The organism is Methylobacter sp. Wu8 (assembly GCF_036440755.1).
Taxonomy (GTDB): Bacteria; Pseudomonadota; Gammaproteobacteria; order Methylococcales; family Methylomonadaceae; genus Methylobacter_A; species Methylobacter_A tundripaludum_A.
Genome location: NZ_JAZGVT010000048.1, coordinates 1 through 24,971, shown reverse-complemented (window position 1 = coordinate 24,971; position 24,971 = coordinate 1). Strand labels below are relative to the sequence as shown.

26 protein-coding genes are annotated in these 24,971 nt (G+C 51.1%); 15 read left to right on the top strand and 11 right to left on the bottom strand.

Annotation, left to right across the window (positions count from 1 at the left end; all coding sequences use genetic code 11):
- The first annotated feature begins 9 nt into the window (after positions 1-9).
- The 3 genes from V3O24_RS05090 (at position 10) to V3O24_RS05080 (ending at position 4,037) form a co-directional block, all read left to right on the top strand.
- A complete protein-coding gene (locus tag V3O24_RS05090) occupies positions 10-1,647 on the top strand; it encodes a CopD family protein (protein ID WP_331306466.1) in 1,638 nt (545 codons plus the stop codon).
- 1 nt (position 1,648) lies between these two features.
- Entirely contained in the window at positions 1,649-3,511 is a 1,863-nt protein-coding gene (gene dxs, locus V3O24_RS05085; protein WP_104423977.1) for a 1-deoxy-D-xylulose-5-phosphate synthase, read from the top strand.
- A 211-nt stretch (positions 3,512-3,722) separates the two neighbouring features.
- The gene (locus tag V3O24_RS05080) at positions 3,723-4,037 is read left to right on the top strand and encodes a hypothetical protein (protein WP_104423978.1); all 315 of its coding nucleotides are present in this window, start codon (positions 3,723-3,725) and stop codon (positions 4,035-4,037) included.
- Between the two features lie 66 nt (positions 4,038-4,103).
- Here V3O24_RS05080 and V3O24_RS05075 read toward each other — a convergent pair whose 3' ends face one another.
- The 5 genes from V3O24_RS05075 to V3O24_RS05055 all read right to left on the bottom strand — a co-directional run bounded on the left by V3O24_RS05075 (position 4,104) and on the right by V3O24_RS05055 (position 7,866).
- Positions 4,104-4,448, bottom strand: coding sequence for a hypothetical protein (locus V3O24_RS05075; protein ID WP_331306465.1), 345 nt, complete (start codon positions 4,446-4,448; stop codon positions 4,104-4,106).
- Positions 4,449-4,465: 17 nt separating this feature from the next.
- The gene (locus V3O24_RS05070; RefSeq protein WP_331306464.1) at positions 4,466-5,566 is read right to left on the bottom strand and encodes an AI-2E family transporter; all 1,101 of its coding nucleotides are present in this window, start codon (positions 5,564-5,566) and stop codon (positions 4,466-4,468) included.
- Positions 5,567-5,711: 145 nt separating this feature from the next.
- Positions 5,712-6,698: a COX15/CtaA family protein gene (locus V3O24_RS05065; RefSeq protein ID WP_331306463.1), complete on the bottom strand. Its 987-nt coding sequence runs from the start codon at positions 6,696-6,698 to the stop codon at positions 5,712-5,714.
- Positions 6,699-6,712: 14 nt separating this feature from the next.
- Positions 6,713-6,871: a hypothetical protein gene (locus tag V3O24_RS05060; RefSeq protein ID WP_331306462.1), complete on the bottom strand. Its 159-nt coding sequence runs from the start codon at positions 6,869-6,871 to the stop codon at positions 6,713-6,715.
- Positions 6,872-6,903: 32 nt separating this feature from the next.
- Positions 6,904-7,866, bottom strand: coding sequence for a folate-binding protein (locus V3O24_RS05055; RefSeq protein WP_331306461.1), 963 nt, complete (start codon positions 7,864-7,866; stop codon positions 6,904-6,906).
- 134 nt (positions 7,867-8,000) lie between these two features.
- Here V3O24_RS05055 and V3O24_RS05050 point away from each other — a divergent pair, with 134 nt between their 5' ends.
- Positions 8,001-8,420 (top strand): protein YgfX, encoded by a 420-nt coding sequence (locus V3O24_RS05050; RefSeq protein ID WP_331306460.1) that lies wholly within the window; start codon positions 8,001-8,003, stop codon positions 8,418-8,420.
- Positions 8,421-8,438: 18 nt separating this feature from the next.
- Here V3O24_RS05050 and parC read toward each other — a convergent pair whose 3' ends face one another.
- The 4 genes from parC to V3O24_RS05030 all read right to left on the bottom strand — a co-directional run bounded on the left by parC (position 8,439) and on the right by V3O24_RS05030 (position 11,605).
- Positions 8,439-10,670 carry a DNA topoisomerase IV subunit A gene (gene parC, locus V3O24_RS05045; protein ID WP_331306494.1) on the bottom strand — a complete coding sequence of 744 codons (2,232 nt, stop codon included), beginning with the start codon at positions 10,668-10,670 and terminating at the stop codon, positions 8,439-8,441.
- A gap of 144 nt (positions 10,671-10,814) precedes the next feature.
- Positions 10,815-11,162: a DUF5615 family PIN-like protein gene (locus V3O24_RS05040; RefSeq protein ID WP_104423984.1), complete on the bottom strand. Its 348-nt coding sequence runs from the start codon at positions 11,160-11,162 to the stop codon at positions 10,815-10,817.
- Positions 11,159-11,386 carry a DUF433 domain-containing protein gene (locus V3O24_RS05035; protein ID WP_258076627.1) on the bottom strand — a complete coding sequence of 76 codons (228 nt, stop codon included), beginning with the start codon at positions 11,384-11,386 and terminating at the stop codon, positions 11,159-11,161. The genes V3O24_RS05040 and V3O24_RS05035 overlap by 4 nt, the downstream gene beginning before the upstream one ends.
- 21 nt (positions 11,387-11,407) lie before the next feature.
- Positions 11,408-11,605 (bottom strand): hypothetical protein, encoded by a 198-nt coding sequence (locus tag V3O24_RS05030; protein WP_181049886.1) that lies wholly within the window; start codon positions 11,603-11,605, stop codon positions 11,408-11,410.
- 193 nt (positions 11,606-11,798) lie between these two features.
- Here V3O24_RS05030 and V3O24_RS05025 point away from each other — a divergent pair, with 193 nt between their 5' ends.
- Entirely contained in the window at positions 11,799-12,062 is a 264-nt protein-coding gene (locus V3O24_RS05025) for a hypothetical protein (RefSeq protein ID WP_331306459.1), read from the top strand.
- Positions 12,063-12,098: 36 nt separating this feature from the next.
- Here the strand turns inward: V3O24_RS05025 and folP are convergent, their stop codons facing one another.
- Positions 12,099-12,917: a dihydropteroate synthase gene (folP, locus tag V3O24_RS05020; protein WP_331306458.1), complete on the bottom strand. Its 819-nt coding sequence runs from the start codon at positions 12,915-12,917 to the stop codon at positions 12,099-12,101.
- An 80-nt stretch (positions 12,918-12,997) separates the two neighbouring features.
- On the opposite strand from folP, the gene V3O24_RS05015 reads away from it, so the two are divergent.
- From V3O24_RS05015 to V3O24_RS05000, 4 genes are all read left to right on the top strand, one after another.
- Positions 12,998-13,534, top strand: coding sequence for a flavoprotein (locus tag V3O24_RS05015; protein ID WP_331306457.1), 537 nt, complete (start codon positions 12,998-13,000; stop codon positions 13,532-13,534).
- Complete coding sequence (locus V3O24_RS05010) at positions 13,531-14,970, top strand: DUF6513 domain-containing protein (protein ID WP_331306456.1); 1,440 nt, start codon at positions 13,531-13,533, stop codon at positions 14,968-14,970. Before V3O24_RS05015 ends, V3O24_RS05010 begins: the two co-directional genes overlap by 4 nt.
- A 229-nt stretch (positions 14,971-15,199) precedes the next feature.
- A complete protein-coding gene (locus tag V3O24_RS05005) occupies positions 15,200-15,802 on the top strand; it encodes a DUF447 domain-containing protein (protein ID WP_331306455.1) in 603 nt (200 codons plus the stop codon).
- Positions 15,799-16,839, top strand: coding sequence for a (5-formylfuran-3-yl)methyl phosphate synthase (locus tag V3O24_RS05000; RefSeq protein WP_331306454.1), 1,041 nt, complete (start codon positions 15,799-15,801; stop codon positions 16,837-16,839). The genes V3O24_RS05005 and V3O24_RS05000 overlap by 4 nt, the downstream gene beginning before the upstream one ends.
- A 195-nt stretch (positions 16,840-17,034) precedes the next feature.
- On the opposite strand, the gene V3O24_RS04995 is transcribed toward V3O24_RS05000, so the two are convergent.
- Entirely contained in the window at positions 17,035-18,249 is a 1,215-nt protein-coding gene (locus tag V3O24_RS04995; RefSeq protein WP_104423991.1) for an MFS transporter, read from the bottom strand.
- 411 nt (positions 18,250-18,660) lie between these two features.
- Between V3O24_RS04995 and V3O24_RS04990 the strand changes: the two genes are divergently transcribed.
- From V3O24_RS04990 to V3O24_RS04965, 6 genes are all read left to right on the top strand, one after another.
- On the top strand, positions 18,661-18,834 hold the full coding sequence (locus V3O24_RS04990; RefSeq protein WP_331306453.1) for a YezD family protein: 174 nt from the start codon (positions 18,661-18,663) through the stop codon (positions 18,832-18,834).
- A 108-nt stretch (positions 18,835-18,942) separates the two neighbouring features.
- The gene (locus V3O24_RS04985; protein ID WP_331306452.1) at positions 18,943-20,466 is read left to right on the top strand and encodes an alginate export family protein; all 1,524 of its coding nucleotides are present in this window, start codon (positions 18,943-18,945) and stop codon (positions 20,464-20,466) included.
- A 399-nt stretch (positions 20,467-20,865) separates the two neighbouring features.
- Entirely contained in the window at positions 20,866-21,870 is a 1,005-nt protein-coding gene (locus V3O24_RS04980; RefSeq protein ID WP_331306451.1) for a sulfate ABC transporter substrate-binding protein, read from the top strand.
- A 116-nt stretch (positions 21,871-21,986) separates the two neighbouring features.
- A complete protein-coding gene (gene cysT, locus V3O24_RS04975) occupies positions 21,987-22,814 on the top strand; it encodes a sulfate ABC transporter permease subunit CysT (protein WP_331306450.1) in 828 nt (275 codons plus the stop codon).
- Between the two features lie 10 nt (positions 22,815-22,824).
- Positions 22,825-23,700: a sulfate ABC transporter permease subunit CysW gene (gene cysW, locus V3O24_RS04970; RefSeq protein WP_104424553.1), complete on the top strand. Its 876-nt coding sequence runs from the start codon at positions 22,825-22,827 to the stop codon at positions 23,698-23,700.
- Between the two features lie 64 nt (positions 23,701-23,764).
- Positions 23,765-24,799 (top strand): sulfate ABC transporter ATP-binding protein, encoded by a 1,035-nt coding sequence (locus V3O24_RS04965; protein WP_331306449.1) that lies wholly within the window; start codon positions 23,765-23,767, stop codon positions 24,797-24,799.
- The last annotated feature ends 172 nt before the right edge of the window (positions 24,800-24,971 follow it).

Here is a 24,971-nt window from a genome sequence, read left to right as displayed (position 1 = left end):
TTTTTTACAATGGCCGGCATAGCTGATTTTCTTGATTCTCTCATAGGCGGATTTGACCTGATTTGCTTCGCACTGGCAATCGGCAGCCTGTTTTGGGGACTTTTTGTTTTACGTCCATGGACTAATAACGATGGATATAACGCGGTATTGCTGCAAAGAACCATTACCCTATTGTACAAAGGCGGTTTTTGGCTGGCTGCGGCTCAAATTTTCAAGATCATTCTTAAAATATGGTTAATGGCCGCGGTACTTGAACGATGGCCGTTTCCTGAGTTCGCCGGCACTACGCAATTCATAGGCGGCCTAGTTCGCGCAGTACTGACGGTGTTTTTGGCGGGTTACTGTTATCAATACCTCAGCAAAAATCCTTTTTCCAAACGGCACTGGATAACCGCCAGCATCGTAGCCTTGCCGATGATTATTTCCGGCGCTTGGCTGGTGCATGGCGCCGGGCGTTTTGAAAACCAGTTCATCTTGATGTCGCTGACGGTCGTCCATCAACTGGCCGCAGCAGCCTGGATCGGCGGCGTTTTTCAGTTGGTCAATATTTGGCTGTTACGCAGCAGTAAACAGGTTCCGGCCGAATTATGGCCTGCATTGCTTAAGCGTTTCTCCACTTTCGGCATAGCCTCGGTTGCGATGATCCTGATCTCAGGTCTGCCTATTGCATTACAATACATCGACACCTGGAACGGCCTGATCGGTACCGGCTACGGCAATTTATTGATGGTAAAAATCACTTTAATGGCTATCGCTTTGGGATTTGCCTGGTTAAATCGGTCCGCCATCTTGGCATTCGGCTTTTCCGGCGACCATCACGCATTAAACAACCGCGTTCCTTATTATATTGAAGCGGAAACCTTTGTTTTGGTCACCTTGTTGTTTACCGCCGCCAGTCTGGCTTCCCAGCCTCCGGCTATCGACATTCCGACATTGACGGCGAGCTGGCAGGAAGTCCTGAATACTTTTAACCCGCAAATCCCGCAAACAAGCTCGCCAACGCATACCGATTTGATTGCAGGTGAAGCCGGGCGCGTTGCGATTGTCGGCCAAGTGCCTTCCCTGGCCGCAACCGAATGGTCTAACTACAACCATAACATTTCCGGCATTTTCCTGACCGTGATGAGCTTCTTTGCGATGCTGTCCTACGTCAACAAATCCGGATTTGAGCGGTTAAAATACTGGCCGTTGGGCTTCGTCGGACTGGGCATCTTCCTGTTTTTCCGTAGCGATGCGGAAACTTGGCCCTTAGGTCCGATAGGCTTCTGGGAAAGCACTTTTAATAACGGCGAAGTGTTGCAGCACCGGATTGCGACCTTGCTGGTGTTTGTACTCGGCATTATGGAGCTGAGCGCCCGGATAACCAAGACCCCGGACAGCAAACTACCTTTCGTATTTCCGTTGCTGGCGGCTTTTGGCGGCTTAATGCTGCTGACCCACTCGCATGTCGGCTTTCAACCTAAAAGTGCTTTCCTTATCCAGGTCGGCCATACCATGATGGGAATTTTTTCCTTAATCTTGGCAACCGGCCGTTGGCTGGAGTTAAAATTGGACAGACCGGGCAAGGAAATTGCCGGTTTTATTTCTGTTGCCGCCATGTTCCAGATTGGCCTCATCCTGATGTTCTATCGCGAACCTCTTTATTAATATGAATACATTACATAACTACCCATTGCTCAAAGACATCAACACCCCAGCCGATCTGCGCAAGCTGTCGAAAAGCCAGCTTAAGCCTTTGGCAAAAGAACTGCGCGAGTATTTAACCCATACCGTGAGCATTTCCGGCGGTCACTTTTCCGCCGGCTTGGGTACGGTTGAATTAACGATAGCCCTGCATTACGTGTTCGATACGCCGTCCGATCAGCTGGTTTGGGACGTCGGCCATCAGGCTTACCCGCACAAGATCCTGACCGGACGCAAAGACCGGATGACCACCATTCGTACCAAGGACGGGGTATCTGCATTCCCTAATCGGGCGGAGAGCGAATACGATGCATTCGGCGTCGGCCATTCCAGCACCTCGATCAGCGCGGCCTTGGGCATGGCGATTGCGTCCGAGTTAAAAGGCGAAGACAAGAAAATGGTCGCGATCATCGGCGACGGCAGCATCACCGGCGGCATGGCGTTTGAGGCGATGAACCACGCCGGCGCCCTGGACGCCAACCTGCTGGTGATCCTGAACGATAATGATATGTCGATCTCGCCGCCGGTCGGCGCGATGAACAATTACCTGACCAAAATCTTGTCCAGCAAGTTTTATTCTTCAATGCGCGAAGGCAGCAAAAAAGCCCTGAGCAGCATGCCCAGCGTCTGGGAACTGGCGCGGCGCACCGAAGAACACATGAAGGGCATGGTCGTTCCGGGTACCCTGTTTGAGGAGCTGGGCTTTAACTATATCGGCCCGATCGACGGACATGACATCGACATGCTGGTGTCCACCCTGGAAAACCTGAAGCATATTACCGGACCGCGCTTTTTGCATATCGTGACCCAAAAAGGCAAGGGTTATGCGCCTGCCGAAAAGGATCCGCTAGCTTATCACGGCGTACCGGCTTTCGATCCCAGCAAAGATTGCCTGCCCAAATCCGCGCCCTCCCCGCACCCGACTTACACCGAAGTATTCGGCGAATGGCTCTGCGATATGGCGGCAAAAGACGAGCGCTTATTGGGCATTACTCCGGCCATGCGCGAAGGTTCCGGGCTGGTCAAGTTTTCAGAATGCTACCCAAAGCGTTATTTCGATGTCGCGATTGCCGAACAACACGCTGTAACGCTAGCCGCAGGACAAGCTTGCCAAGGCGCTAAACCCGTCGTGGCGATTTATTCGACGTTCCTGCAACGGGCTTACGACCAGATGATTCACGATGTCGCGATCCAGAACCTGGACGTATTGTTCGCCCTGGATCGAGCAGGCCTAGTCGGCCCCGACGGCCCGACCCATGCCGGCAGTTTCGATTACACCTACATGCGCTGCATTCCCAATATGCTGGTCATGGCGCCAGCCGATGAGAACGAATGCCGGCAAATGCTCTACACCGGTTTTATGCATGAAGGCCCCGCCTCCGTGCGTTATCCGCGCGGCAAAGGCCCCGGCGTTGCGGTCGACAAAACCATGACCGCATTGCCGATAGGCAAAGCCGAAGTTCGTCATCAAGGCAGCCGCATTGCCTTCCTGGCCTGGGGCAGCATGGTAACCCCGGCTATGGAAGCGGGCAAACAGATGGGAGCCACCGTCGTCAACATGCGCTTCGTCAAACCTATCGATGAGCAACTGGTGCTTGAATTAGCCAAAAGCCACGATGTGCTGATCACCGTCGAAGAAAACGTACTCGCCGGCGGCGCAGGCAGCGCCGTCAATGACTTCCTGCAAGCCCAACAAATCCTGATGCCGGTGCTGAATATCGGCCTGCCGGACAGCTTTGTCGAGCAAGGAACCCGAGAGGAATTACTGGCGCTATGCGGCCTGGATATACAGGGAATTCTTGATAAAGCTAAGAAATTTTGTGCTTAAGGGTGCTGTCCCGCCAAAGTCATAAAAATGTTGGGCAACGAAAAGTAGTTGCCCAACCTGTCCGGCTCGAGATTGAAAATCTCCGAACAGCATAGATGATGGCGGATTTTCTGACTTTTATCCTGAAAGCAAATTATCGTTTGACATATAGACTCTTGCAGCGTAATTTTTTGGACAATTCCACTTGATTACAATCTCTGGCGGCCAAAATATGAATTTTACAAAATTAATCTTGTCGGCAGCGGTCTATACCGCAAGCTCAATGACTTCGGCAATAGCGGTTGCAGAGACTGATCCTGCGACATTTCAAGCGGATAAAGAACGCCATATAGCAAGCATTCTGGAAAGAATCAGAATTGATCAAAAAGATCTAAGCTGCGTGCAAGCCGCTGAAGACCATGCGGCTTTACAGGCCTGTGTTGAGACCGTTAAACAAGATAACTCCGCTTCAGAGCCGAAAGCAGAAGCTCCACAAAACGCCGATAAAAAAGCACCTAAGGCCGTGAAAAACAACAAACAGAAGTAACTTCAGTTTCTTGGAAACAATCCATACATTCGAGAGACGGCGATCGGCGTATCCCTCTTGAATGCCTTAGTCAGTGTACATTGGCTTACCGTCATTCAGCCGCAACCAGCCTTTCACTATACGGTAAATAACCCAAATACCGTTAGCGACAAGCACAAACCACCCGACAATGAACACCATCGTGATTGTCCCCAGCACACCCCACAGCACCCCGAACCAGAAGGTTCTGATTTGCCACCGAAAATGGCTCTCCAGGAATGCTCCTGCCACGTCGTCCTTCTTGACATAATTCATCACGATTGCAACGATGGCTGTGACACCGACAAAGTAAGACGCCGCGTACAGCGAGTAAATGACTGTGGTAAGCGTTTTTGCCGATTCTTCGTTCTCAGGGGATTCTATGTTGTTCATTGTCGTTTTCGCTTCTTTTAATAATTTGCATCCAGCCCTTTATCCCCGAGCCGCGGCCAGGCGGTCAGCACCGCCTTGACCACGGTCGCTAACGGAATAGCTAAAAATACCCCCCAAAAACCCCACAAACCGCCAAAAAACAAAATGGCGATAATAATTGCAACAGCGTGTAAATTAACCGCCTCGGAAAACAATACCGGCACCAGCACAACGCCGTCGAGCATCTGGATAATCGAGTAGGCAATGACAACGTACATAAATTCATCGCCGCCAAATCCCCACTGAAAATAAGCGACGCCCAAAACAGGGAACGTAACCAGCGTTGCGCCAATGTAAGGAATAATGACCTGCAAGCCCATAAAAACAGCCAGCAGCATCGCGTAATTCAGGCCCATCGTCGCGTAAGTCGCATAACTGACAGCCCAGAGAATAAAAACCTCGCCGAATTTGCCGCGCACATAATTGCCGATCTGGACATCGATCTCTTCCCAAACGCGCACCGTCAAATGCCTGTCCCTAGGCATAAACTGCAAAAACCAGGCTACCAACATCTGCTTATCTTTTAAAAAGAAAAAGACCATCATCGGCACCAGGAACAGATAAATCATGACGCTGACCAAACCCACAACCGATGCCGCTGAATGTGACAATATATTTTGCCCGTAAGTTAGCAACTCCCGCTGTACGGCAAACATCATTTGTTGAACTTTGCTTTCTGAAATCAATTTCGGATACATTTCCGGCAAGCGCATGATTCCGGTTTGCGCCCTGTTCAGGATCTCCGGGACCTGCTGAACAAGCTCGACGGCCTGTTGCGAAACGATCGGTATCAAGTAAAACAATAAAAAAACCAAACCGGCCATAAACACTGAAAATACCAGATACACCGCCGGCAGGCGCGCTATCTTCATGCTTTCAGCCTTGCTCACCACGCCTTCCAACAGATAGGCCAGCACGATCGATACAAAAACAGGCATTAACAAGCCTGACAGCGAATAAATCAGCACAAAACTGACAATCAGGATGATTGCCAGCGCAACGGCTTGGGAGTTTGGTAAGAAACGTTTAAAGAAGTCCCTAAAAAAAAGCAGATTTGCAGATAGTTCTTGAGTTGCCATTGGTAACCGGAGTTTTTATTTTTATTTGCGCCATTTTACATTCAACACGGCTGTTAAACGAAACTATAGCGTCATTCCTACATAGCGGTAACGAGCTGCGCGCAAGGCATACCCATCTAAACGGCCGCAAGCATATCGAAGTCCGTTAAGACTGGTTTTTTGACAACGGCGCCGAGGCGTAATTCAGGCAAGTGTAAAGAAAGAACTGGGCGCCGAAAATGAGGTTCGCCATCAGCAGGTGTATCGGCTGAGCGATCGGCGGCATGCCCAGTCTATCCAGGCTGATGCCTGCAATAATCGCCGTAACCACCAACGCAGCCAACAATAGTCCGATACGACGCAACAGGCTTTTCTTGTCGAAAGACCGGACAATCTTCCAGGCCAGCCAAAGGTTGGTGAATAAAATAATCGAGGAGAACGATCGATGTATGTAAAAAATGACCGGGAAATCGTCACGCCAGTATTGCCGCTCGATATAAGCATGATTATGAGAGATAAAATCGACCGCTTCCCTGACCTGGGTTCCCATAGCCACTTGCAGCAAGGTCATGACCATTGCCGCGATCAACACGGTTTTAAATTTGTCCGGCAGCGCCCGAATATCAATTTTTGCGATAACATTCCGTTGCGAACGGGCAATCGTATAAATAAGCAATGCGACTATAAACAAAGCCAGCAGCATATGTAAGGTGATCATCAACGGCTTGAGGTTGCTCGCCACCACCGACGAACCCAGCCAGCCTTGAAAACCGACCAGGAAAAACACGCTGACCGCCAAATAAAAAATGGTCTTGTCCGTTTTGAGATAGATGCGCGACGACCAGGCGGTCAAAAAAATCAGGAATCCAATCGTCACTCCAACCAGGCGATTGGTGTATTCGGTCCAGGTTTTGACCGGGTTGAACTCGGTGTTCTGATAACCGCGCCCGGCATAAATTTCATGATAATTGGCAGGTAATTGCGACTCATCGGTAGGCGGCACCCATTGTCCGAAGCAGGTCGGCCAGTCGGGGCAGCCCATGCCCGCACCGGAAGCCCTTACGATCCCTCCGACAAGAATCACAAAATAAACGGCAAAAATGGTTATGGTGCCCAATCGGCGAAAACGTGCGGCGGCTTCAGTATTCATCATAGTTTTAAATATTCTTAGGAAAACAGGCTTCGGGCAATTTCCATCTCATCCAAAATAACTTCAATTTCCAGGATTGCAGTGTCGGCGGAAAAGCCGGGCTTGGCAAATGAAAGATTCGCATCAAGTTTGGCTTGAACATGATCGAGGAAGTCCTGGGCGGAAGTAAATTGCATTGTTATTACCTTGTCGAATAATATCAATTAAATCATGCTCTTGATAAAATTATTTCATCCCGACGAGGATTTTCCAACCTGAGATTATAAGTATGGGTCTCGGAAACTTGCAGAACAATCAGCATTTTGCAGCTATTCGGCCCATTCTGGGCATACAGCACCTTACCTATGCTTTGTCCGCTGTCGTCGATGATTGTTGAATTAGGCTCAGGAACTGCCGAGACGTCGCATTCGGCCAGAAACATTTCCCTTTTTGTCTTGCCCAAATAATGAGTCCGGGCAACAATTTCCTGGCCGGTATAACAGCCTTTATTGAAACTAATGCCGCCCAGTTTATCCAAGTTAAGCATCTGCGGAATAAACTCTTCCGATGTTTCCGCAGTAAGCCACGGAACCCCTGAGATAATATCGAGATAGCGCCATTGCGCCGAACTCTCAGGCTGGAAACCTTGTTTAAGCTGTTCCGCCCAAAGAGCTTGGGCGTTACCGGCCTCGGCGATAACCAGACGTCGATCCTGAAAATCAACCACGATATTTTCCTGCCGAGTTGTCGCGAAGCGGTGTTCGGGCGCATCGGCAGATTGCAGGCTCAAGCCGATTAAACACACATCATCCGAGCTGTCCGTTAAAACCACATCCGACCGCAGCACATACATCTGTAGTCTTTTTTTGACCGCTGCCAATAATTCTTTAGGCAAAATCATCAAAAAAGCATCGGCGTTTTTAACCAGTAAAAAAGTGGTAATCGTCCTGCCCTTGGGATTGCACATTGCCCCCAGGCTGCTTTGCGTGTCCGTAATGTCGTTAATATTGCAGGTGATCTGCCCCTGCAAGAATTTTGCCGCATCTTTTCCTGCAATCGTCAAAACGCCCAGATACGAAACCGGATAAATACGCTTATCACCTCCATGCCCGGACGATGGAAAAACGATGTCGGTATCGTTGTCAAATATTGCATGTTCAGCAAGCAGAAAGTTTTTCCAATTAGGATTCATCAATATACAAAACAATAGATTTTAAAGTGCGTTGATTATATCGCTGTTTGAACAAAGACAAAAAATCGGTGTAATCTTGCTTTGCATTGAAATACGCCTATTATCAAGCGGCAATAACACAGGAGCGGCCGAACTTGCCAAAGAAAACCGAACCCACACTGCGGGTGGAACTTAAACCATCCGTGCGGTTAAAACAGCTGCTGGTCGTGATGCATGTGCTGGCATTGGCCTCAAGCATCGCCAATGCGTTACCGATTGCCGTCAAATTGGCCCTGTTGACCGGCATTTGCGTACATCTTCGGTTTATTTTCAAACGCGTAAAAAACCAACGGTACAAAATCAAGCAGTCCGAAGCATTCGGCTGGGAACTCTCCGTCGGCAACGACTTTGAACAGATTCAAATTCTGGATTCAACCGTCATCACCACCTTCGCTATATTTCTGCATTTTAACCGCGATGCAAAAAAGCGGTCCGTGCTGATAATGAACGATGCGTTAAGCGAGGATGATTACCGGCGCCTTATCGTCAGGCTGAAAACGTCCGATAAAAAGTAAGCTCCAATAAAGCGCAAATCACTCGGACTCCAAGCCGTCAACCCGTTGAAAGCCTCTGGGCAACGCCAATCCCCGTTTGGCGCGGCTGCCGGAATAATGCTCAATATCCGCACCCTTAAGCGTTAACTGCCGTTTACCGGCAATGATTTTCAACTGGCCGTTTTCAGGCAGCGCCACCGCAGCGACCACGTAATCTTTTCCGCCGGTCAGATCGGCGCTCGGAATTTGAATCAGCTTATTGCCTTTGCCTTTCGCCAGCGCAGGCAGCTCGGCCACCGGAAAAATCAGCAGGCGGCCTTGCAAGGTCACCACCGCGAGCGAATCGGATTCGTTATGTATCGGCGCGGGCTTTAATACCTTGGCGCCATCCGGCAGCGTGATCAGCAGTTTACCGGCCTTGTTCTTGCTCAACAATTCTTTCAACTGAACCCTGAAGCCGTAACCGAAATGGCTGGCCAACACGTACCAGTCATCGGGCTGACCCGCCAGCAGATGCAAAAATAACGAGCCCGGCGGAGGATTGAGCCGCCCGGTCAACGGTTCGCCCTGAGTCCTGGCCGACGGCAGATCGTGCGTAGCGGTGCTGTAAGCCCGGCCGGTGGAGTCGAGGATATAAACCGGTTGCGTGGTCCGGCATTTGACCGCATCCAGGAAGCCGTCGCCGGAACGGTAGCTCAGGCTGGCGACATCAATGTCATGGCCCTTTGCGGCCCTGATCCAGCCTTTTTCCGACAGGATGACGGTTAGCGGCTCGTTGCTTATCAACGCCGTCGTTTCCAGCGCCTGCGCCGCATTCCTGGCGACAATCGGCGAGCGGCGGTCGTCGCCGTATTTTTCCGCATCGCGTTCGAGTTCTTTCCTGATCAGGCGATTCAGCAGGCGCGGCGAACCCAACGTTTTTTCCAATGCTGCGCGCTCCAATTCCAGTTCGTCCTGCTCGCCGCGAATCTTCATTTCTTCGAGCTTGGCCAGATGCCGTAATTTTAATTCCAGTATCGCTTCGGCCTGAATATCGGTGATACCGAAGCGCTCCATCAGCACCGGTTTGGGATGGTCTTCATTGCGGATAATCGCGATAACTTCGTCGATATTCAGGTAGGCGATCAGCAAGCCGTCCAGGATATGCAGCCGCGCCAGCACCTTATCCAGCCTGTATTGCAGGCGTCTGCGCACCGTCTCGGTACGGAACGCCAGCCATTCAACCAGGATGTCACGGAGCCCTTTAACCTTGGGCCTCCCGTCCAGGCCGATCATGTTCATGTTGACGCGATAGCTTTTTTCCAGGTCGGTCGTCGCGAACAGATGCGACATCACCTCGTCCGCATCGACCCGTTTCGAGCGTGGAATGACCAGCAGGCGGGTCGGATTCTCGTGATCCGATTCGTCCCGCAAGTCTTCGATCATCGGCAGCTTTTTCGCCAGCATTTGCGCGGCTATCTGTTCCAGCAATTTAGCGCCGGAAACCTGGTGCGGCAGCGCGGTAATCACGATATTGCCGTCTTCCTGCTCGTATTTGGCGCGCATTTTTATCGAGCCGCCGCCGCTGATATACATTTTCTGTATCTCATCGGCCGGGGTGATGATTTCCGCATCGGTCGGGTAATCGGGGCCTTTGATATGGGTGAACAGCGTTTCCAGCGTACTGTCCGGGTCATCCAACAACTGGATACAGGCATTGGCGACTTCGCGCAAATTATGCGGCGGTATATCGGTCGCCATGCCGACCGCGATGCCCATCGTGCCGTTCAGCAATATATTCGGCAGCCTTGCGGGCAACAGCACCGGCTCTTTTAAGGTGGCGTCGAAATTGTCCGCCCATTCGACCGTACCCTGCCCCAATTCGCTGAGCAAGGTTTGCGCATAGGCGGTCAGACGCGATTCGGTGTAACGCATCGCGGCAAAGGATTTGGGATCGTCAGGGGAACCCCAGTTGCCCTGCCCGTCAACCAGCGGATAACGGTAAGAAAAGTCCTGCGCCATCAAAACCATCGCTTCATAGCAGGCGGAATCGCCGTGCGGATGATATTTACCCAGCACGTCACCGACGGTTCTGGCCGATTTTTTATATTTGGCCGCCGCCGTCAAACCCAACTCGGACATCGCATAAACAATACGCCGCTGTACCGGTTTTAAGCCGTCGGCAATATGCGGCAAAGCCCGGTCCAAAATCACATACATGGAATAATCCAGATAGGCTTTTTCGGTAAAATCCTTTAGAGGCAGTTGTTCAAAATTTCCCTGCATGATCATAAATTCAAGCCGTCCTTGGATAAATCCACGCGCAAGGCGCAAGTCCTCTCCAGGCTTTCCTGGCGCATTCGTTTACGCAGTTGAGCCGATTCATAACATCTTTTTCCACATCGTTATCCAATTGTCATATCAAAACTTCAATATTTAAGTCTTTTCAAGGTCGGCTATTTCAACAATCGCTTCACCCGATACCAGTAATTCCAGTGCCCGAGGAAACACCTGAGTCAAAAGATTTTGCAAGCGACGGTTGGTCACATTGCCGCAAGTCACCCAAAGCAGTTGCGGAGGCGTACCCAAACGCAACACCATCTCGACGAAATCACTGTCTTTGCTGATGAGCACGATACCTTGCTGACGCGCTTTTTGAAAAATCCGTTCATCTTCGGCATCGCGTAACTGCAAGTCACGTAAAGCATAGGCTTCTACCTTAAACGTCTGGCTAAGCCAGCTAGCCAATTGCGGCGGCAGTTGTGCATCAATCCAAAAAATCACGCTGCCAACCGTTCCAAATTCACCCGACGCGCAGCATACAGCAGGCAAGCCTGAATGTCTTGCAGCTCTAAATCGGGAAAATCTTGCAAAATCTCCTCGGTACTGACACCTTCACCCAACATTTGCAAAATATCGCTAACCCGAATTCTCATATTACGAACACAAGGTTTGCCCCCGCATTGAAGCGGATTATAGGTAATTCTTGCCTCTAGGTTCATACTCATGACACCTCTTAATTAACTTGTTTACAACTCATCGCTCAAAACCGCTTCACGACTTGGTACCTTAGCCAACAAACCTTGAAAAGCCTGCTTATCGGCCCGTTGCGCGCGTTGCCGTAAATAATCTTCCGTTGCAAGAGCCGAGACCTTTTCAGCAACCGCACTGGCAATAAGCCGATTGAGGCCGGTAATTATAAATCTTAAAAATTTATCTTTATTCATATAATTTAAATTTTAAACAACCCACGCCAAGGAACGGGGCAAAAAACATCGCTAACGCTGACTGACCTGTAGTCTTTTGATGGCATCAAGAAGTAGTTGCGGTAAATCCATGATGCGGCTAGCATGCTGGATACCAGCCTCAAAGATCTAGTGGTATTTCATTTTTCTTTCAATCAGTTACCGGGAGATTATCATGCCAAACCAAGACGAACATCCCAACAAAATCGACCAACCCTTGTCCTCAACTGATTCAGACGATATTGCAGAAAATGTTGCAGGCAACATTAAAACGCTATTGTTATTTATCGGCGGCCTGGCGTTGGTTTTATCCATTCTTGTATTATTGCCGATGTTTCTTACCTATCTATCTGAAGGCGATTATCGTGCTCCGTCAGAGACTCACCCAACAGACACCGCCGCCAAAAGCAGTCAAAATACCTATACACCTGATAAATAAGAAATGGACAAGGGTGGGCAAAAAAGCCCGCCCACCCTACCTGCTCTGTTTAATCGCCCAGGCCACATCGGCCGCCTGCCGGTTTTCCTCGACATCATGCACCCGAAACATCTGCACGCCCGCCATTACGCCTAAAGCCGTGGTCACGGCGGTGGCGGTAACCAGTTCAGAGGGCTCGGTCACATCGCAAATCGTTCCCATAAAGCGCTTGCGGCTGGCGCCCAGCAACACCGGGAAACCCGTTGCCACGAACCTGTCAAGATGCGCCAGCAAATCGAGATTATCCTGCTTGCGTTTGCCGAAACCTATGCCCGGATCGATCGCAATCGCTTGTTTTTTAACGCCTGCTTTTAATGCCGCATCGATGCTTTCATTCAGCACATCGAGCACTTCCTGAACCACATTTTGATAATGCGGATTATCCTGCATGGTTTTTGGGTCTCCCTTGCTGTGCATCAAAATAATCGGCGCACCGGTTTGGGCGGCCAGCGTCAGAATTGCTGCATCCTCCCTGCCCCCGGCAACATCGTTGATCATATCGGCTCCGGCATCCAGCGCCGCTTTGGCGACCTCGCTTAAGGTCGTATCGATGCTGATCAGAACATCGTAGGCTTGTTGCCTGATCGCTTTAATCACCGGAACAACCCGCGAAATCTGCTCAGCAGCCGCAACCCGTTCAGCGCCCGGGCGGGTTGACTCCCCGCCAATATCGATAATATCCACGCCTTCGGCCAGCATCAGCTCAACCTGCCGCATCGCGGCATCGAGTCCCGAGTATTTGCCGCCATCGGAAAAACTGTCCGGGGTTATATTTAAAATCCCCATAATTAATGGCTTGTTGATATTACTGAACATTCCCTAAAAGCTCCTGTGCGCAAGATCGCTGTTTTGATTCATGTATAATAACCAAATGTTTTCGACCCTGATTGAATTTAATGCCTAAATCACGATTAGCCTGGGCCATTACCGGCTCCGGCCATTATATAGAAGAATGCCTGGACTTCTTGCTGACGCTGGATGAAGTTGATCTGTATCTGAGTCAGGCCGGTGAAGAGGTGTTAAAAATGTATGGCATCAATCTCGATGACGTTCGAAAAAAAATGCCGGTGTACCGCGATAAAGCCGCCTCAGCGCCGCCGGTCGGGCATTTTTACAAGGGCCATTACCATACCTTTGTGATGGCCCCGACCACGTCGAACACGGTTGCCAAATGCGTATTGGGCATTTCCGACTCGCTGGTGACCAATCTTTATTCCCAGGCCGGGAAATGCAAGGTTCAGAGCATCGTCTACCCTTGCGATATAGCCCCGGAAATGGAAACCACCGCGCCGGGCGGCAAAGTCATGGTTTATCCGCGTAAAATCGATCTGGAAGGCACGGCCAAATTGCGCACCTTTGAATACACGAGCGTCGTTGAAAGCGTCGATGAATTGATCGTCAAAGTCAAAGAACGGCTACAATCGTTAACATGAGCGAACATATCCTTTTTCTTACCGGCAAACTGGCGGAAAAGCAGCTGCATAGCATTCTGGAAAAAATGCAGCCGGAATTCACCTATACCGTGCATCAGCTGGGGCTTAAAGTCGCGGCGTTGATGACCGCAGACATGATAGGCCGCCGCTTGACCGACACTTTCGGCGCCGACCGCATACTGGTACCCGGACGCTGCCGCGGCGATCTGGAAGCCTTGTCCAAAAATATGGGGTTGCCGATCGAACGCGGACCGGACGAACTGAAAGACTTGCCGATGTTCTTCGGCCACGCCGCGCACAAGATTGATTTAAACAACTACAGCGTTAAAATCTTTGCCGAAATCGTCGATGCGCCCAATGTCAGCGTCGAAGAGGTGGTCAAGCGCGCTTATTACTACAAACACAACGGCGCTGACGTGATCGACATAGGCTGTCTGCCGAGCACCGATTTTCCGCACATGGAAGACATCATCCGCACCTTGAAGCAGGAAGGCTTTACCGTCAGCATCGATTCGCTGGAGTCGGACGATTTGCTCAGGGGCGGCAAGGCGGGCGCGGACTACATGCTCAGCCTGCACGAAAGCACGTTATGGGTCGCCGACGAAGTCGCAGCGACGCCGATTTTAATCCCGGAAAAACATGAAGACTTGGCTTCGCTGGACCGGGCTATAAAAATCATGCAGGCAAAAAACCGGGACTTTATCGTCGACCCGATTTTAGACCCGCTGCACTTCGGCTTCACGCAATCCATCGTGCGCTATCACGAGGTCAGGAAGAAGCATCCCGATATTGAAATGATGCTGGGCGTCGGCAACATCACCGAACTGACCCATGCCGATACCGTAGGCATGAATGCGTTGCTGCTGGGCATCTGCTCGGAACTCAACATCAACAGCATTCTGGCGACCGAAGTCAGCAAGCATGCCTGCCGGGCGGTCAAGGAAGCCGATCTGGCCCGCCGCATCATGTTTGCGGCGAAAGAGCATAACATGCTGCCCAAACATATCGATCCGGGTTTAATGGCCTTGCATGAAACCTCGCCCTTCCCTTACAGTCTGGATGAAATCAAGGAACTGGCCGGGCAAATCAAAGACCCCAGTTACCGCGTACAAATCAGCACCGAAGGCGTACATATTTTTAACCGAGACGGATTGCACAGCGCCACCGATCCATTCGACCTGTTTCCAAAACTGCATGTCGAAAACGACGGCGGACACGCTTTTTATCTGGGCGTTGAACTGGCCCGCGCTGAAATAGCCTGGCAATTGGGTAAGCGCTACACCCAGGATCAAGCGCTGCAATGGGGCTGCGCAACCGACAGCGAAGAGTCCACCATTGACCTGCACACCTTTAAACCTGCCGGAACCACTTTCGCCGCGCCCGCTCCCGGCGGGCCTGCGGCATACACACCATCCCTGGCGATAAAAAAGCACTAATGATTGCATCCTTTCATTACCCAGAGGCGGAACCAACTGCTGCTAAACAGGTGATTAAAAGCTTTTTATTCACCACGAACGACTGTATGGATACAGGAGGTAGAGCAATGCAGGAGCAATTGCCGAGACACGAAGAACACGAAGAAATAAAACTTCGTGTTCTTCGTGTCTTCGTGGTGATACTTTTTTAATCATTTTTTGATTTACCTGTTTTAATAAAAAATTACTAATGATTCAAGAAACCATAGTCATCACCCAAAACAGTTCAGGCTTGGCGCATATTGCGCCTATGGGCATACATTTATCCGCTGAAGCGCAAGACGAATTCATCATCCTGCCGTTCCGCCCTTCAACCACGCTCAATAACCTGCTGGACAGCAAAACCGCCGTCATCAACTATTGCGACGACGTGCGGGTATTTGCCGGCTGCCTGACCGGGCGGCGCGACTGGCCGTTAAAACCGGCGGAAAAAATCAACGGCCAAGTGCTCGATTGCACATTGGCCCATACCGAAGTCGAACTGGTTCGCGTCGAAGACGACGAGACCCGGCCCAAATTATTCTGTAAAGCCGTGCATACCGTTAATCATGCGCCCTTTAAAGGCTTTAACCGCGCCCAGTATTCGGTGCTGGAAGCGGCGATTTTAATCAGCCGATTAAACATGCTTCCGCTGGAAAAAATACAAGCTGAAATCGACTATCTGCGCATTGGCCTGGAAAAAACAGCCGGGGACCGGGAGCTGGAAGCCTGGGGTTGGTTGATGTCTGTCATTGAAAACCATACAGTAAACCAAGCGAAAACGGCTGAGGCAAAAACCGGAGTTAAGCCATGACCGGAATGCTCGCCAGCGTCAACAGCGTAGAAGAAGCCTTGCAGACGCTAAGCGCGAACGTCGATATTATCGACCTGAAACAACCGGCTTTAGGCGCTTTGGGCGCGCTGGAAACAGACCTGGTCAAAACCATTGTTGATGAAATCGATGGCCGTTGTCCCGTCAGCGCAACCGTTGGCGACCTGCCGATGCAGCCGGAGCTTGTCTACCGGGCAGTCGAGGCGATGGCCGAAACCGGCGTCGATTATGTCAAAATCGGTTTTTTCCCCGGCGGCGACTGGCAGGGAACGATTGAAAAACTCGCTACGTTGCCGCAAACGCTGAACTTAATCGCCGTATTATTCGCCGATACCCAACCGGATTTAGCCGTGGTAGACTCGCTCGCCGATGCCGGTTTCAAAGGCGTCATGCTCGACACCATGAACAAGGGCAACGGTTCTTTAACCCAGGTCATGGCGAAAACCGGCATAGCCCGATTTGCCGGTCTGGCAAAAGACCGGCAACTGCTCTGCGGACTGGCCGGTTCGCTCAGACTGGACGATATAGCCGCACTGATGCCCCACCAGCCTGATTACCTGGGTTTCAGGGGCGCATTATGTCAGAAACACAACAGGACAGCGCAATTAAGCAGGTCGTCAATCATGCAGATAAAACAAGCTATAGATACTCAGAACCTGCTCCAGGCAGAAAACCGCATTTTAATTGCCGATGACAGTGAAATAAACCGGCTGATACTGGGCAACATGCTTGAACTGAGCGGCTACACCGTAGACGCCGCCGCCGACGGTGCCGAAGCGTTGCAATTCATCAGCGAAAACCGCTATCAAATGGCGCTTATCGATCTCAGCATGCCGGTCATGTCGGGTCTGGAAATGATAAAAATCCTCAGAAGCCGGCATAACCCGCTAAAAGTCGCCGCCATCAGCACGTTTGCCGACAGCAACCAAAAGACCGAAGCGCTGGCCGCCGGGTTCGATTACTGCTTAACCAGACCCATCGATGAAGAACAATTGGTTGCGCTGATAAATCTACGCTAGGAGTCTGTCGGATAGGTATTGTTCCGATCTCTCGGGTGGATATTATTAGAGTGTATTGATTTCGAAATATTTATCAAAATGGTTTTTTAACGTCATCAAACGGCCTTTTCCTATAACCAGCGGGATAACATTCATATCAATTCGCTAAATTAGACAGACTCCCAGGCGTTTTTTTGCAACGCATGATCAACAGGATCAATGCAGTTGGTGAAGCTCCAACCGGCGCAGTTTCGGCGCCAGTTTTGCCGTCGCGGCAACTACAGTCAAGGTCATCACTCCGCCGAACACTACCGACGGCGCCAGCCCCATCAGGCGCGCAGCAATACCCGATTCAAAAGCCCCCAGCTCGTTGGATGAGCCGATAAAGATGCCGTTGATAGCGGAAACCCTGCCACGCATGGCATCGGGCGTCGCCAGTTGCATAATGGTCGTGCGCATAACCACGGAGACTCCGTCGCAAACACCGGAAAGTATCAACGCCAGCCCGGCAACCCAGAAGTTTGTTGATATGGCAAAGAAAATCATGCAGAAGCCGAACCCTGCCACAGCTGTCAGCAGCCAACGCCCGGCGTGCAGGTTGATCGGATGGCGGGCTAGCACTAGCCCGGTTACCACGGCCCCGACTGCCGGAGCGGCGCGAAGAATCCCAAGCCCCTCGGGACCGTAATGAAAGATGTCGTGAATGAACGCAGGCAGCATGGAAACCGCGCCCCCGAACAGCACGGCGAACATGTCCAGCGACTGCGCGCCCAAGATGATCTGGTTGCTGAACACGAAGCGCAATCCTTCGGCGATGCTGGTGAAAATAGGTGCGCTGGCCGCTGCGGGAGGTTCCTCGACACGCAGTGACAGCAACGCCACTGCGGCAACCAGACACAGGCCGGCTGCAACGCCGTAAGCGGCAGTCTTGCCTGCCCATCCGACCAGGATGCCGCCTATCGCAGGCCCGACCACGAGTCCAAACTGGAACACGGCACTGCCGATTCCCGAGGCCCTGGCATAGTGTTCGCGCTGTAAAACCAAGGCGAACATCGCGCTATACGACGGACCGATAAACGCGCGCGCCACTCCGGTAAAGGCGATAGAGCCGTAGATCCACAACGCAGGATTGCCGCCTATCCAACCTGCCGCCACTGCTGTCAGTGTCAACGCGGTCAGAAACAGCATCAGGCAGGCGAACACACCGAACATGCGCCGAGAATGGTGATCTACCGCATAACCGGCAAACAACGCGCAACAGAAGTAGGGAACGACCTCAGCCAATCCGACTAGACCCAGGGCCAATGTGTCATGCGTCAGCTCGTAAATATGCCAACCCACCACGATCGCCATTATTTGGTAGGCGAGAACGATTATGACGCGAAAAGATAACAGCTTGAGAAAAGGATTGGGTTTAACAAAAAATTGCATGAATGTCTGATGATTAATAGCGGCTTGCCTGCCCAAGCAAAGCAACGGAGTCAAAATAAGTTCTGAGTGTACTATTTCTAGGAGAGAGCGATTTGGCACACCCGCGAACCCTTAGGAACGTGTATGAAATAACTTGAGCAAGTTTTATTTTTCATTTTTTAACCATGAAGGACATGAAGCGGCATGAAAGGTTTAAGTCTTCATGTCCTTCATGGTAATTGCCTAAATTAATTTATGCACGGTCCTTAGCTGAAACCGCTGAATTCAAGGACCCGGTAGCGGAAAGTGAAACGGATAATATCTTCTAATTAGATACAAACATCTAATATTGTCGTTTTATTAAATATAAAATTCTCTTTAAACTTCCCGCCAACGTAATCGATACATTTCAACTTCGATAGTGAGTATTTCATGGCGCTTAAATTAGAAAAAACATATAGAGATCCGCGAACAACTGAAATCGCAAACCAGATTGCCGTCATTTTACAAGAGATTAAGTTCGGTTCGATTGAAATTACCATTCACGAAAACAAGGTTGTACAAATCGAGCGTAGGGAGAAACTACGCTTTGACAATAAAAAATAATTTTCTATTTCTACCGTAAAAAACGGCGAAAGCATTACCACATCATAAATACAAACCGACCGGATCACCGGAAGTTACTGTACCCAACAGAGATTTTAGGTGAACATCATGAAGCGTAAACTCGTAAATACCGCGTCGGTAGCCGGTGCCTTGGGCCTGTTGCTGACATGGCCCGGCTTGGCGAATGCCGAGGATTATTACCGTAAGACTAAAGGCTATCGCGTCGAACCGGACACCGATCCGCCGGCTTATGTGCGAAATCTGAGCAAGACCCAATTCAAGCAGTTCCGTGATGTGGATTGGCTGGATGTGGGCCTGGACTTCCGCACCCGCTACGAGTACCGGGAAAACGATTACCGACGCAGGAACGATTCCACAACCGGCGCTACGTTATCCTCTTATCGCAACGATCCCGACAATCTATGGCTGTTGAGAACCCGTGGCTATGTCGGCGTAAAAGACATTCTCGACCCCTTGCGCTTTGCGGTCGAGTTTGAAGACGCCCGCAGTTACAACGGTTTGTATGAAAAGACCGATTCCGATGTCAACGAGTTTGAAATAATTCAGGGCTATGCCGAGTTATACTTTGACAATGCGCTCGGCCATAACCGGCCGTTAAGCATCCGCGCCGGCCGCCAGGCTTTGGAATTGCTGGATCGACGTCTGGTGGGCAGCAACCAGTTCCGCAACACCACCAATAACTTCGAGGGTTTCCGTGTCCGATTCGGCAAGAAACAAAACAACTGGGATCTGGACACCTTCGCATTCCAACCGGTTCAGCGTTTGAAATACGACTTCGACCAACCCGATGAAGATACCTGGTTTTACGGCGGCGTGCTGAGTATCCGGCAATGGTCGGATTACATCACCATCCAGCCCTACTTTATGGGGCGCAAGGTCAATGGCGATCCTTATAATAGGATTGTTGCCGACCGCAAGAACAGTATGGATATTTTTGCACCGGGCTTACGGGTTTACGGCTTGTTCGGCGACAGCGGCTTCGATTTCGATGCCGACATCAATAAACAGTTCGGCCGGTTTGGCTATACCAGAACGGGCGTGGCCAAGGAGCTGGAGCTTCAGCACGATGCACTGGCTTACTCTTTGGAAACGGGTTACACCTTTGACCATGACTGGAAACCGAGAGTCAGCGCCTATTACGGTTTCGGTACCGGCGACAAAGATCCCAATAGAAATGCTTCAAGCGGCTCGAACGAAAAATTCGATGCATTTTACGGCTTCAACCAGCCGTGGTCGCGCAACGACTATTTCTCCTGGGATAACGTGCATGCGCCCAAAGCCCGCCTGGAGTTCACCCCGCACAAAGATGTCCGCCTCGACGCCGGTTATGGCGCGTTCTGGCTGGAAAGCGAAACCGAGGCCTGGAACCGGGCTAACCTGAGGGATACAACGGGCCGAAGCGGCAGTTTCCTGGGCCATGAGCTCGACTTCCGCATGCGCCACAAACTCAACCCGTATGTCGATTGGAGCTTAAGTTACGCCCGTTTCGAACCAGGCAGCTTTACCAGGGCGCAGGCCGCACCGACCGGTCCTTTCACCACCGAGGCCAGCAACTTCTTCTACTTTGAAGTCAGCTTGAATGCATTTGGCGATGGCAAGCCCAAATTATAACGAGGGCGGCGCCGAACAACTTGATTCCGTTCATGCTTCGACAGGCGTCTCTCCTGAGCGCAATCGAAACACTCAGCACTAACGGAATCAATGCCTTAGCGTTCACCCTGAGTCTGCCGAAGGGCTCAATCAGCGCTTCTCCCTCGTCCTACCGGGTTTTCCGGCCTTGTCCTCCTTTGCTCCGGCAGATGAAGGATGAGGCAAATCCGATAATGTACGACAAGACCGCTGAGTATTCTGCCCCAGGCTTATTATCTAATTTTTAGATGCATGCATCTAAATATATCGTTTTTGTTGCCAACTTAATTTGATTACCATGCTTTCCATGCGGATCGTTATGACGCTTAAATTAAAACGATGCGGCAAAGCAAATAAAACAGCTTCCATTAAGGAGAAACCATGAAACTCACCAAACCATTAAAACATCTGCTGTTCGCGCTAACCCTGCTTTCAAGCGGTACGGCCTTGGCTGAAAGAACCATTCTCAATGTGTCATACGACCCGACCAGAGAGCTGTATCAGGACTACAACAAAGAATTTATTAAATACTGGAAAGAAAAAACCGGAGAAGACGTCGGTGTACAACAATCGCACGGTGGTGGCGGCAAGCAGACACGGGCGGTAATCGACGGCCTGGAAGCGGACGTAGTCACTTTGGCGTTGTCGCACGATATCGACCAAATTGTCGAGCGGGCTGGAGTGATTCCTAAAGATTGGCAAACCCGCTTGCCCAATAACAGCTTGCCTTATACCTCCACCATTGTATTTTTGGTCCACAAAGGCAATCCCAAAGGTATTAAAAACTGGGATGACTTGGCCAAAGACGGCGTCTCTGTGATCACGCCCAATCCTAAAACATCGGGCGGCGCGCGTTATAACTATCTGGCTGCCTGGGCGTTTGGAGAAAAAAAATTCGGCGGCAAGGAAGCCGCCAAGGACTTCGTAAAGAAAATTTACAAGAATGCGCCGGTTTTGGATTCCGGCGCGCGCGGCTCCACCACAACCTTTATTCAACGCGGTATCGGCGATGTACTGATCACTTGGGAAAACGAAGCGTTTTTGGCGGTTAACGAACAGGGCGCCGGTGAATTCGAAATCGTGGTGCCGCCGGTCAGTATCAAGACGGAAACCCCGGTCGCCGTGGTCGAGAAGGTCGCCAAAAAGAACGACAACCTGGATTTGGCCGAAGGTTATCTGCAATACCTGTATTCGCCGATTGGGCAAAAACTGGCGGCAAAGCATTTTTACCGCCCTTACCAACCCGAACACGCCAATCCTGAAGACTTAAAACGCTTTCCGAAATTGGAGCTGTTTACCGTCAGCGAGAAGTTCGGCAGCTGGGCGCAAGTGCAAAAAGAGCATTTCGATGACGGCGGCCTTTTCGATCAAATCTACAAACCATAAGTTGTCCTTCCTGTGGGAGCGAGCGCCTCGTTCACTCCCGCTTTTTTACGTTAAAAACACATGAAACAGCTGAGAAATATAACACCTCTGTTTTAATGTAACCGGAAATTACTGACATGCCGCAAAGTAACATCATGCCGGGATTTCGCCCGGCCATAGGATTTACCCTGTTCTATCTGGCTCTGATCGTGCTGATTCCGCTCAGCGCGATGCTGTTGAAAACGTTACAGCTTAGCCTGAACGAATACTGGGCGATACTGACCAATGAGCGTGTACAGGCTTCTTTCAGGCTAAGCTTTGGCGCGGCATTAATTGCCGCCGCCGCGGCTGCGATATTCGGCTTTATCATCGCCTGGTCGCTGGTACGCTACTCATTTCCCGGCAAACGCCTGTTTGACGCCCTGATCGACCTGCCGTTCGCCTTGCCGACCGCCGTAGCCGGCATCGTGCTGGCGGCGATCTACGAACCTCGCGGCTGGATCGGCAAGCTGGTCATGGACAGTCTCGGGATCCAAATTGCCTACAAACCGCTGGGCATTGTCTTTGCCTTGATCTTTATCGGCTTACCGTTTGTGGTGCGCACCATCGAGCCGGTGCTGCAGGAACTGGATACCGCAATGGAAGAAGCCGCCGCCAGTCTCGGCGCTACCCGGCGGCAAACATTTGTCAAGGTCGTCTTGCCTAATATTCTGCCCGCTACGATTACCGGTTTTGCGCTGGCTTTTGCGCGAGGCATCGGCGAATACGGGTCGGTGATTTTCATTGCCGGTAATATGCCGTATATCTCGGAGATTGTGCCGCTGTTGATTATCACCAAACTGGAACAATACGATTACGCTGGGGCAACCGCAATTGGCTTGACCATGCTGATCCTGTCGTTTGTACTGCTGTTACTTATTAACGGGCTGCAATGGTGGGTACGCCGCCGTTCAGGACAACTGTGAGGAATTCGTGATGAGCGCCGTTTCCGCAAACTCCTTTATTACTTCAAAAAAACTCACGCTATCCGATCCCAACTGGGTTCGATATGTCTTGATCGGACTCACCCTCGGTATTATCGGTTTGTTTTTGCTTTTGCCGCTGTTAACCGTGTTGGTTGAGGCTTTTGCCAAAGGCTGGACGGCCTACAGCTCCAGCCTGACCCACCCCGATGCGCTGGCTGCGATGAGACTGACGCTGTTCATTGCATTGATCACCGTGCCGCTGACCACCGTGTTCGGCGTTTCCGCCGCCTGGGCGATAGCCCGGTTTGACTTTCGCGGTAAAAGCCTGCTGATTACCCTGATCGATCTGCCGTTTTCGGTCTCGCCGGTGATTGCCGGTTTGATTTATGTGCTGATTTTCGGCGCGCAAGGATGGCTGGGCCCCTGGTTTTCCGAACATGACATCAAGATCATCTTCGCCGTGCCGGGGATTGTTCTGGCGACCCTGTTCGTGACTTTCCCGTTCGTTGCCAGGGAGCTGATTCCGCTGATGCAGGAAATCGGCCATGAAGAAGAGGAAGCCGCGCTGTCGCTCGGCGCCAGCGGCTGGCAAACCTTTTTCAGAGTCACCTTGCCGAATGTCAAATGGGGCCTGCTGAACGGCGTGCTGCTGTGTAACGCCAGGGCGATGGGCGAATTCGGCGCCGTCTCGGTGGTGTCCGGCCATATCCGCGGACTGACCAACACGCTGCCGCTGCATGTCGAGGTCAGTTACAACGAATACGACTTTGTCGGTTCTTTCGCCGGCGCTTCGCTATTGGCGGCCCTGGCCGTGGTAACGCTGGTGTTTAAGACCGTCCTTGAGTGGAAGCAAAATCAAGATAAAAAACTAAAGGCTAAAGGCTGAGTGGGACAGGAAATATTTTCGCCCTTCATCTTTCCCCTGAATTTAAAATATTTAGAGAAATCCCATGAGTATTAGCGTAAACCATATCAGTAAACATTTCGGCTCGTTTTCCGCGCTGGACAATATCAGCCTCGACATTCCCGAAGGCGAATTAGTCGCTTTGCTGGGGCCGTCCGGCTGCGGAAAAACCACGTTGCTGCGCATCATTGCCGGTCTTGAGCAAACAGACCAAGGCGATGTGTTCTTGAAAGGCGATAAGGTCACCGATAAACCGGTCAAGAATCGCCAAATCGGTTTTGTATTTCAGCACTATGCGCTGTTCCGGCACATGACCGTATTCGAGAACGTGGCGTTCGGCTTAAGAGTCAAGCCTCGCAGCGAGCGGCCGGGCGAAGCGATTATCCACAAGAAGGTGCATGATTTATTGGGTCTGGTGCAACTGGACTGGCTGCACGACCGTTATCCCGATCAACTGTCCGGCGGACAGCGCCAGCGTATCGCGCTGGCTCGCGCGCTGGCTGTTGAGCCTTCGGTATTATTGTTGGATGAGCCGTTCGGCGCGCTGGATGCCGGCGTGCGCAAGGACTTGCGGCAATGGCTGCGCAACCTGCATCATGACCTGAATGTCACCAGTATTTTTGTCACCCATGACCAGGAAGAAGCCATGGAAGTCGCCAGCCAGGTTGTGGTGCTCAACCACGGGCGCATCGAACAGCAAGGCGCGCCCGGCGACATTTACGATCATCCGGCCAATGCTTTCGTGTCCCGCTTTATCGGCCAAACCAATGTTTTTAACCTGGAAGAACACGACTCCGATTGGTTGCAGGCAGCGGGATTACCGACAGCACAACACTATGGCAAGATTGCTCACGTCCGCCCTCATGATATTGTTATTGAAAAATCGAGAGCCGACAGCGACGCCTTTGTAACGCTGAAAGACTGGCAACACCTGGGCGCCCTGATCCGCATCGAGTTGGTCAAGAACGGCTCGGCTGCAAGCGTTTATGCGGAAATGCCCAATGATCAGTTCAGGCGTCTGCATCTGAACAAAGGCGACAAGGTTGACCTGCGGATACGCCATGCGCATTGGTTTCATTAATAGAGACCGTCAGGTTGCGCACCGGGTACTTGAAACTAAGGATCGTGCCTAAATTAATTTAGGCAATTACCATGAAGAGCATGAAGACTTAAACCTTTCATGCCGCTTCATGTCCTTCATGGTTAAAAAATGAAAAATAAAACTTGCTCAGGTTATTTCATGCACGTTCCTA

Bases quoted from the DNA above. Each gene is read 5' to 3' on its own strand.
- V3O24_RS05090 (WP_331306466.1), top strand. From the start codon at position 10: ATGGCCGGCATAGCTGATTTTCTTGATTCTCTCATAGGCGGATTTGAC.
- dxs (WP_104423977.1), top strand. From the start codon at position 1,649: ATGAATACATTACATAACTACCCATTGCTCAAAGACATCAACACCCCA.
- V3O24_RS05080 (WP_104423978.1), top strand. From the start codon at position 3,723: ATGAATTTTACAAAATTAATCTTGTCGGCAGCGGTCTATACCGCAAGC.
- V3O24_RS05075 (WP_331306465.1), bottom strand. From the start codon at position 4,448: ATGAACAACATAGAATCCCCTGAGAACGAAGAATCGGCAAAAACGCTT.
- V3O24_RS05070 (WP_331306464.1), bottom strand. From the start codon at position 5,566: ATGGCAACTCAAGAACTATCTGCAAATCTGCTTTTTTTTAGGGACTTC.
- V3O24_RS05065 (WP_331306463.1), bottom strand. From the start codon at position 6,698: ATGATGAATACTGAAGCCGCCGCACGTTTTCGCCGATTGGGCACCATA.
- V3O24_RS05060 (WP_331306462.1), bottom strand. From the start codon at position 6,871: ATGCAATTTACTTCCGCCCAGGACTTCCTCGATCATGTTCAAGCCAAA.
- V3O24_RS05055 (WP_331306461.1), bottom strand. From the start codon at position 7,866: ATGAATCCTAATTGGAAAAACTTTCTGCTTGCTGAACATGCAATATTT.
- parC (WP_331306494.1), bottom strand. From the start codon at position 10,670: ATGATCATGCAGGGAAATTTTGAACAACTGCCTCTAAAGGATTTTACC.
- V3O24_RS05035 (WP_258076627.1), bottom strand. From the start codon at position 11,386: ATGAGTATGAACCTAGAGGCAAGAATTACCTATAATCCGCTTCAATGC.
- V3O24_RS05030 (WP_181049886.1), bottom strand. From the start codon at position 11,605: ATGAATAAAGATAAATTTTTAAGATTTATAATTACCGGCCTCAATCGG.
- V3O24_RS05025 (WP_331306459.1), top strand. From the start codon at position 11,799: ATGCCAAACCAAGACGAACATCCCAACAAAATCGACCAACCCTTGTCC.
- folP (WP_331306458.1), bottom strand. From the start codon at position 12,917: ATGTTCAGTAATATCAACAAGCCATTAATTATGGGGATTTTAAATATA.
- V3O24_RS05015 (WP_331306457.1), top strand. From the start codon at position 12,998: ATGCCTAAATCACGATTAGCCTGGGCCATTACCGGCTCCGGCCATTAT.
- V3O24_RS05010 (WP_331306456.1), top strand. From the start codon at position 13,531: ATGAGCGAACATATCCTTTTTCTTACCGGCAAACTGGCGGAAAAGCAG.
- V3O24_RS05005 (WP_331306455.1), top strand. From the start codon at position 15,200: ATGATTCAAGAAACCATAGTCATCACCCAAAACAGTTCAGGCTTGGCG.
- V3O24_RS05000 (WP_331306454.1), top strand. From the start codon at position 15,799: ATGACCGGAATGCTCGCCAGCGTCAACAGCGTAGAAGAAGCCTTGCAG.
- V3O24_RS04995 (WP_104423991.1), bottom strand. From the start codon at position 18,249: ATGCAATTTTTTGTTAAACCCAATCCTTTTCTCAAGCTGTTATCTTTT.
- V3O24_RS04990 (WP_331306453.1), top strand. From the start codon at position 18,661: ATGGCGCTTAAATTAGAAAAAACATATAGAGATCCGCGAACAACTGAA.
- V3O24_RS04985 (WP_331306452.1), top strand. From the start codon at position 18,943: ATGAAGCGTAAACTCGTAAATACCGCGTCGGTAGCCGGTGCCTTGGGC.
- V3O24_RS04980 (WP_331306451.1), top strand. From the start codon at position 20,866: ATGAAACTCACCAAACCATTAAAACATCTGCTGTTCGCGCTAACCCTG.
- cysT (WP_331306450.1), top strand. From the start codon at position 21,987: ATGCCGCAAAGTAACATCATGCCGGGATTTCGCCCGGCCATAGGATTT.
- cysW (WP_104424553.1), top strand. From the start codon at position 22,825: ATGAGCGCCGTTTCCGCAAACTCCTTTATTACTTCAAAAAAACTCACG.
- V3O24_RS04965 (WP_331306449.1), top strand. From the start codon at position 23,765: ATGAGTATTAGCGTAAACCATATCAGTAAACATTTCGGCTCGTTTTCC.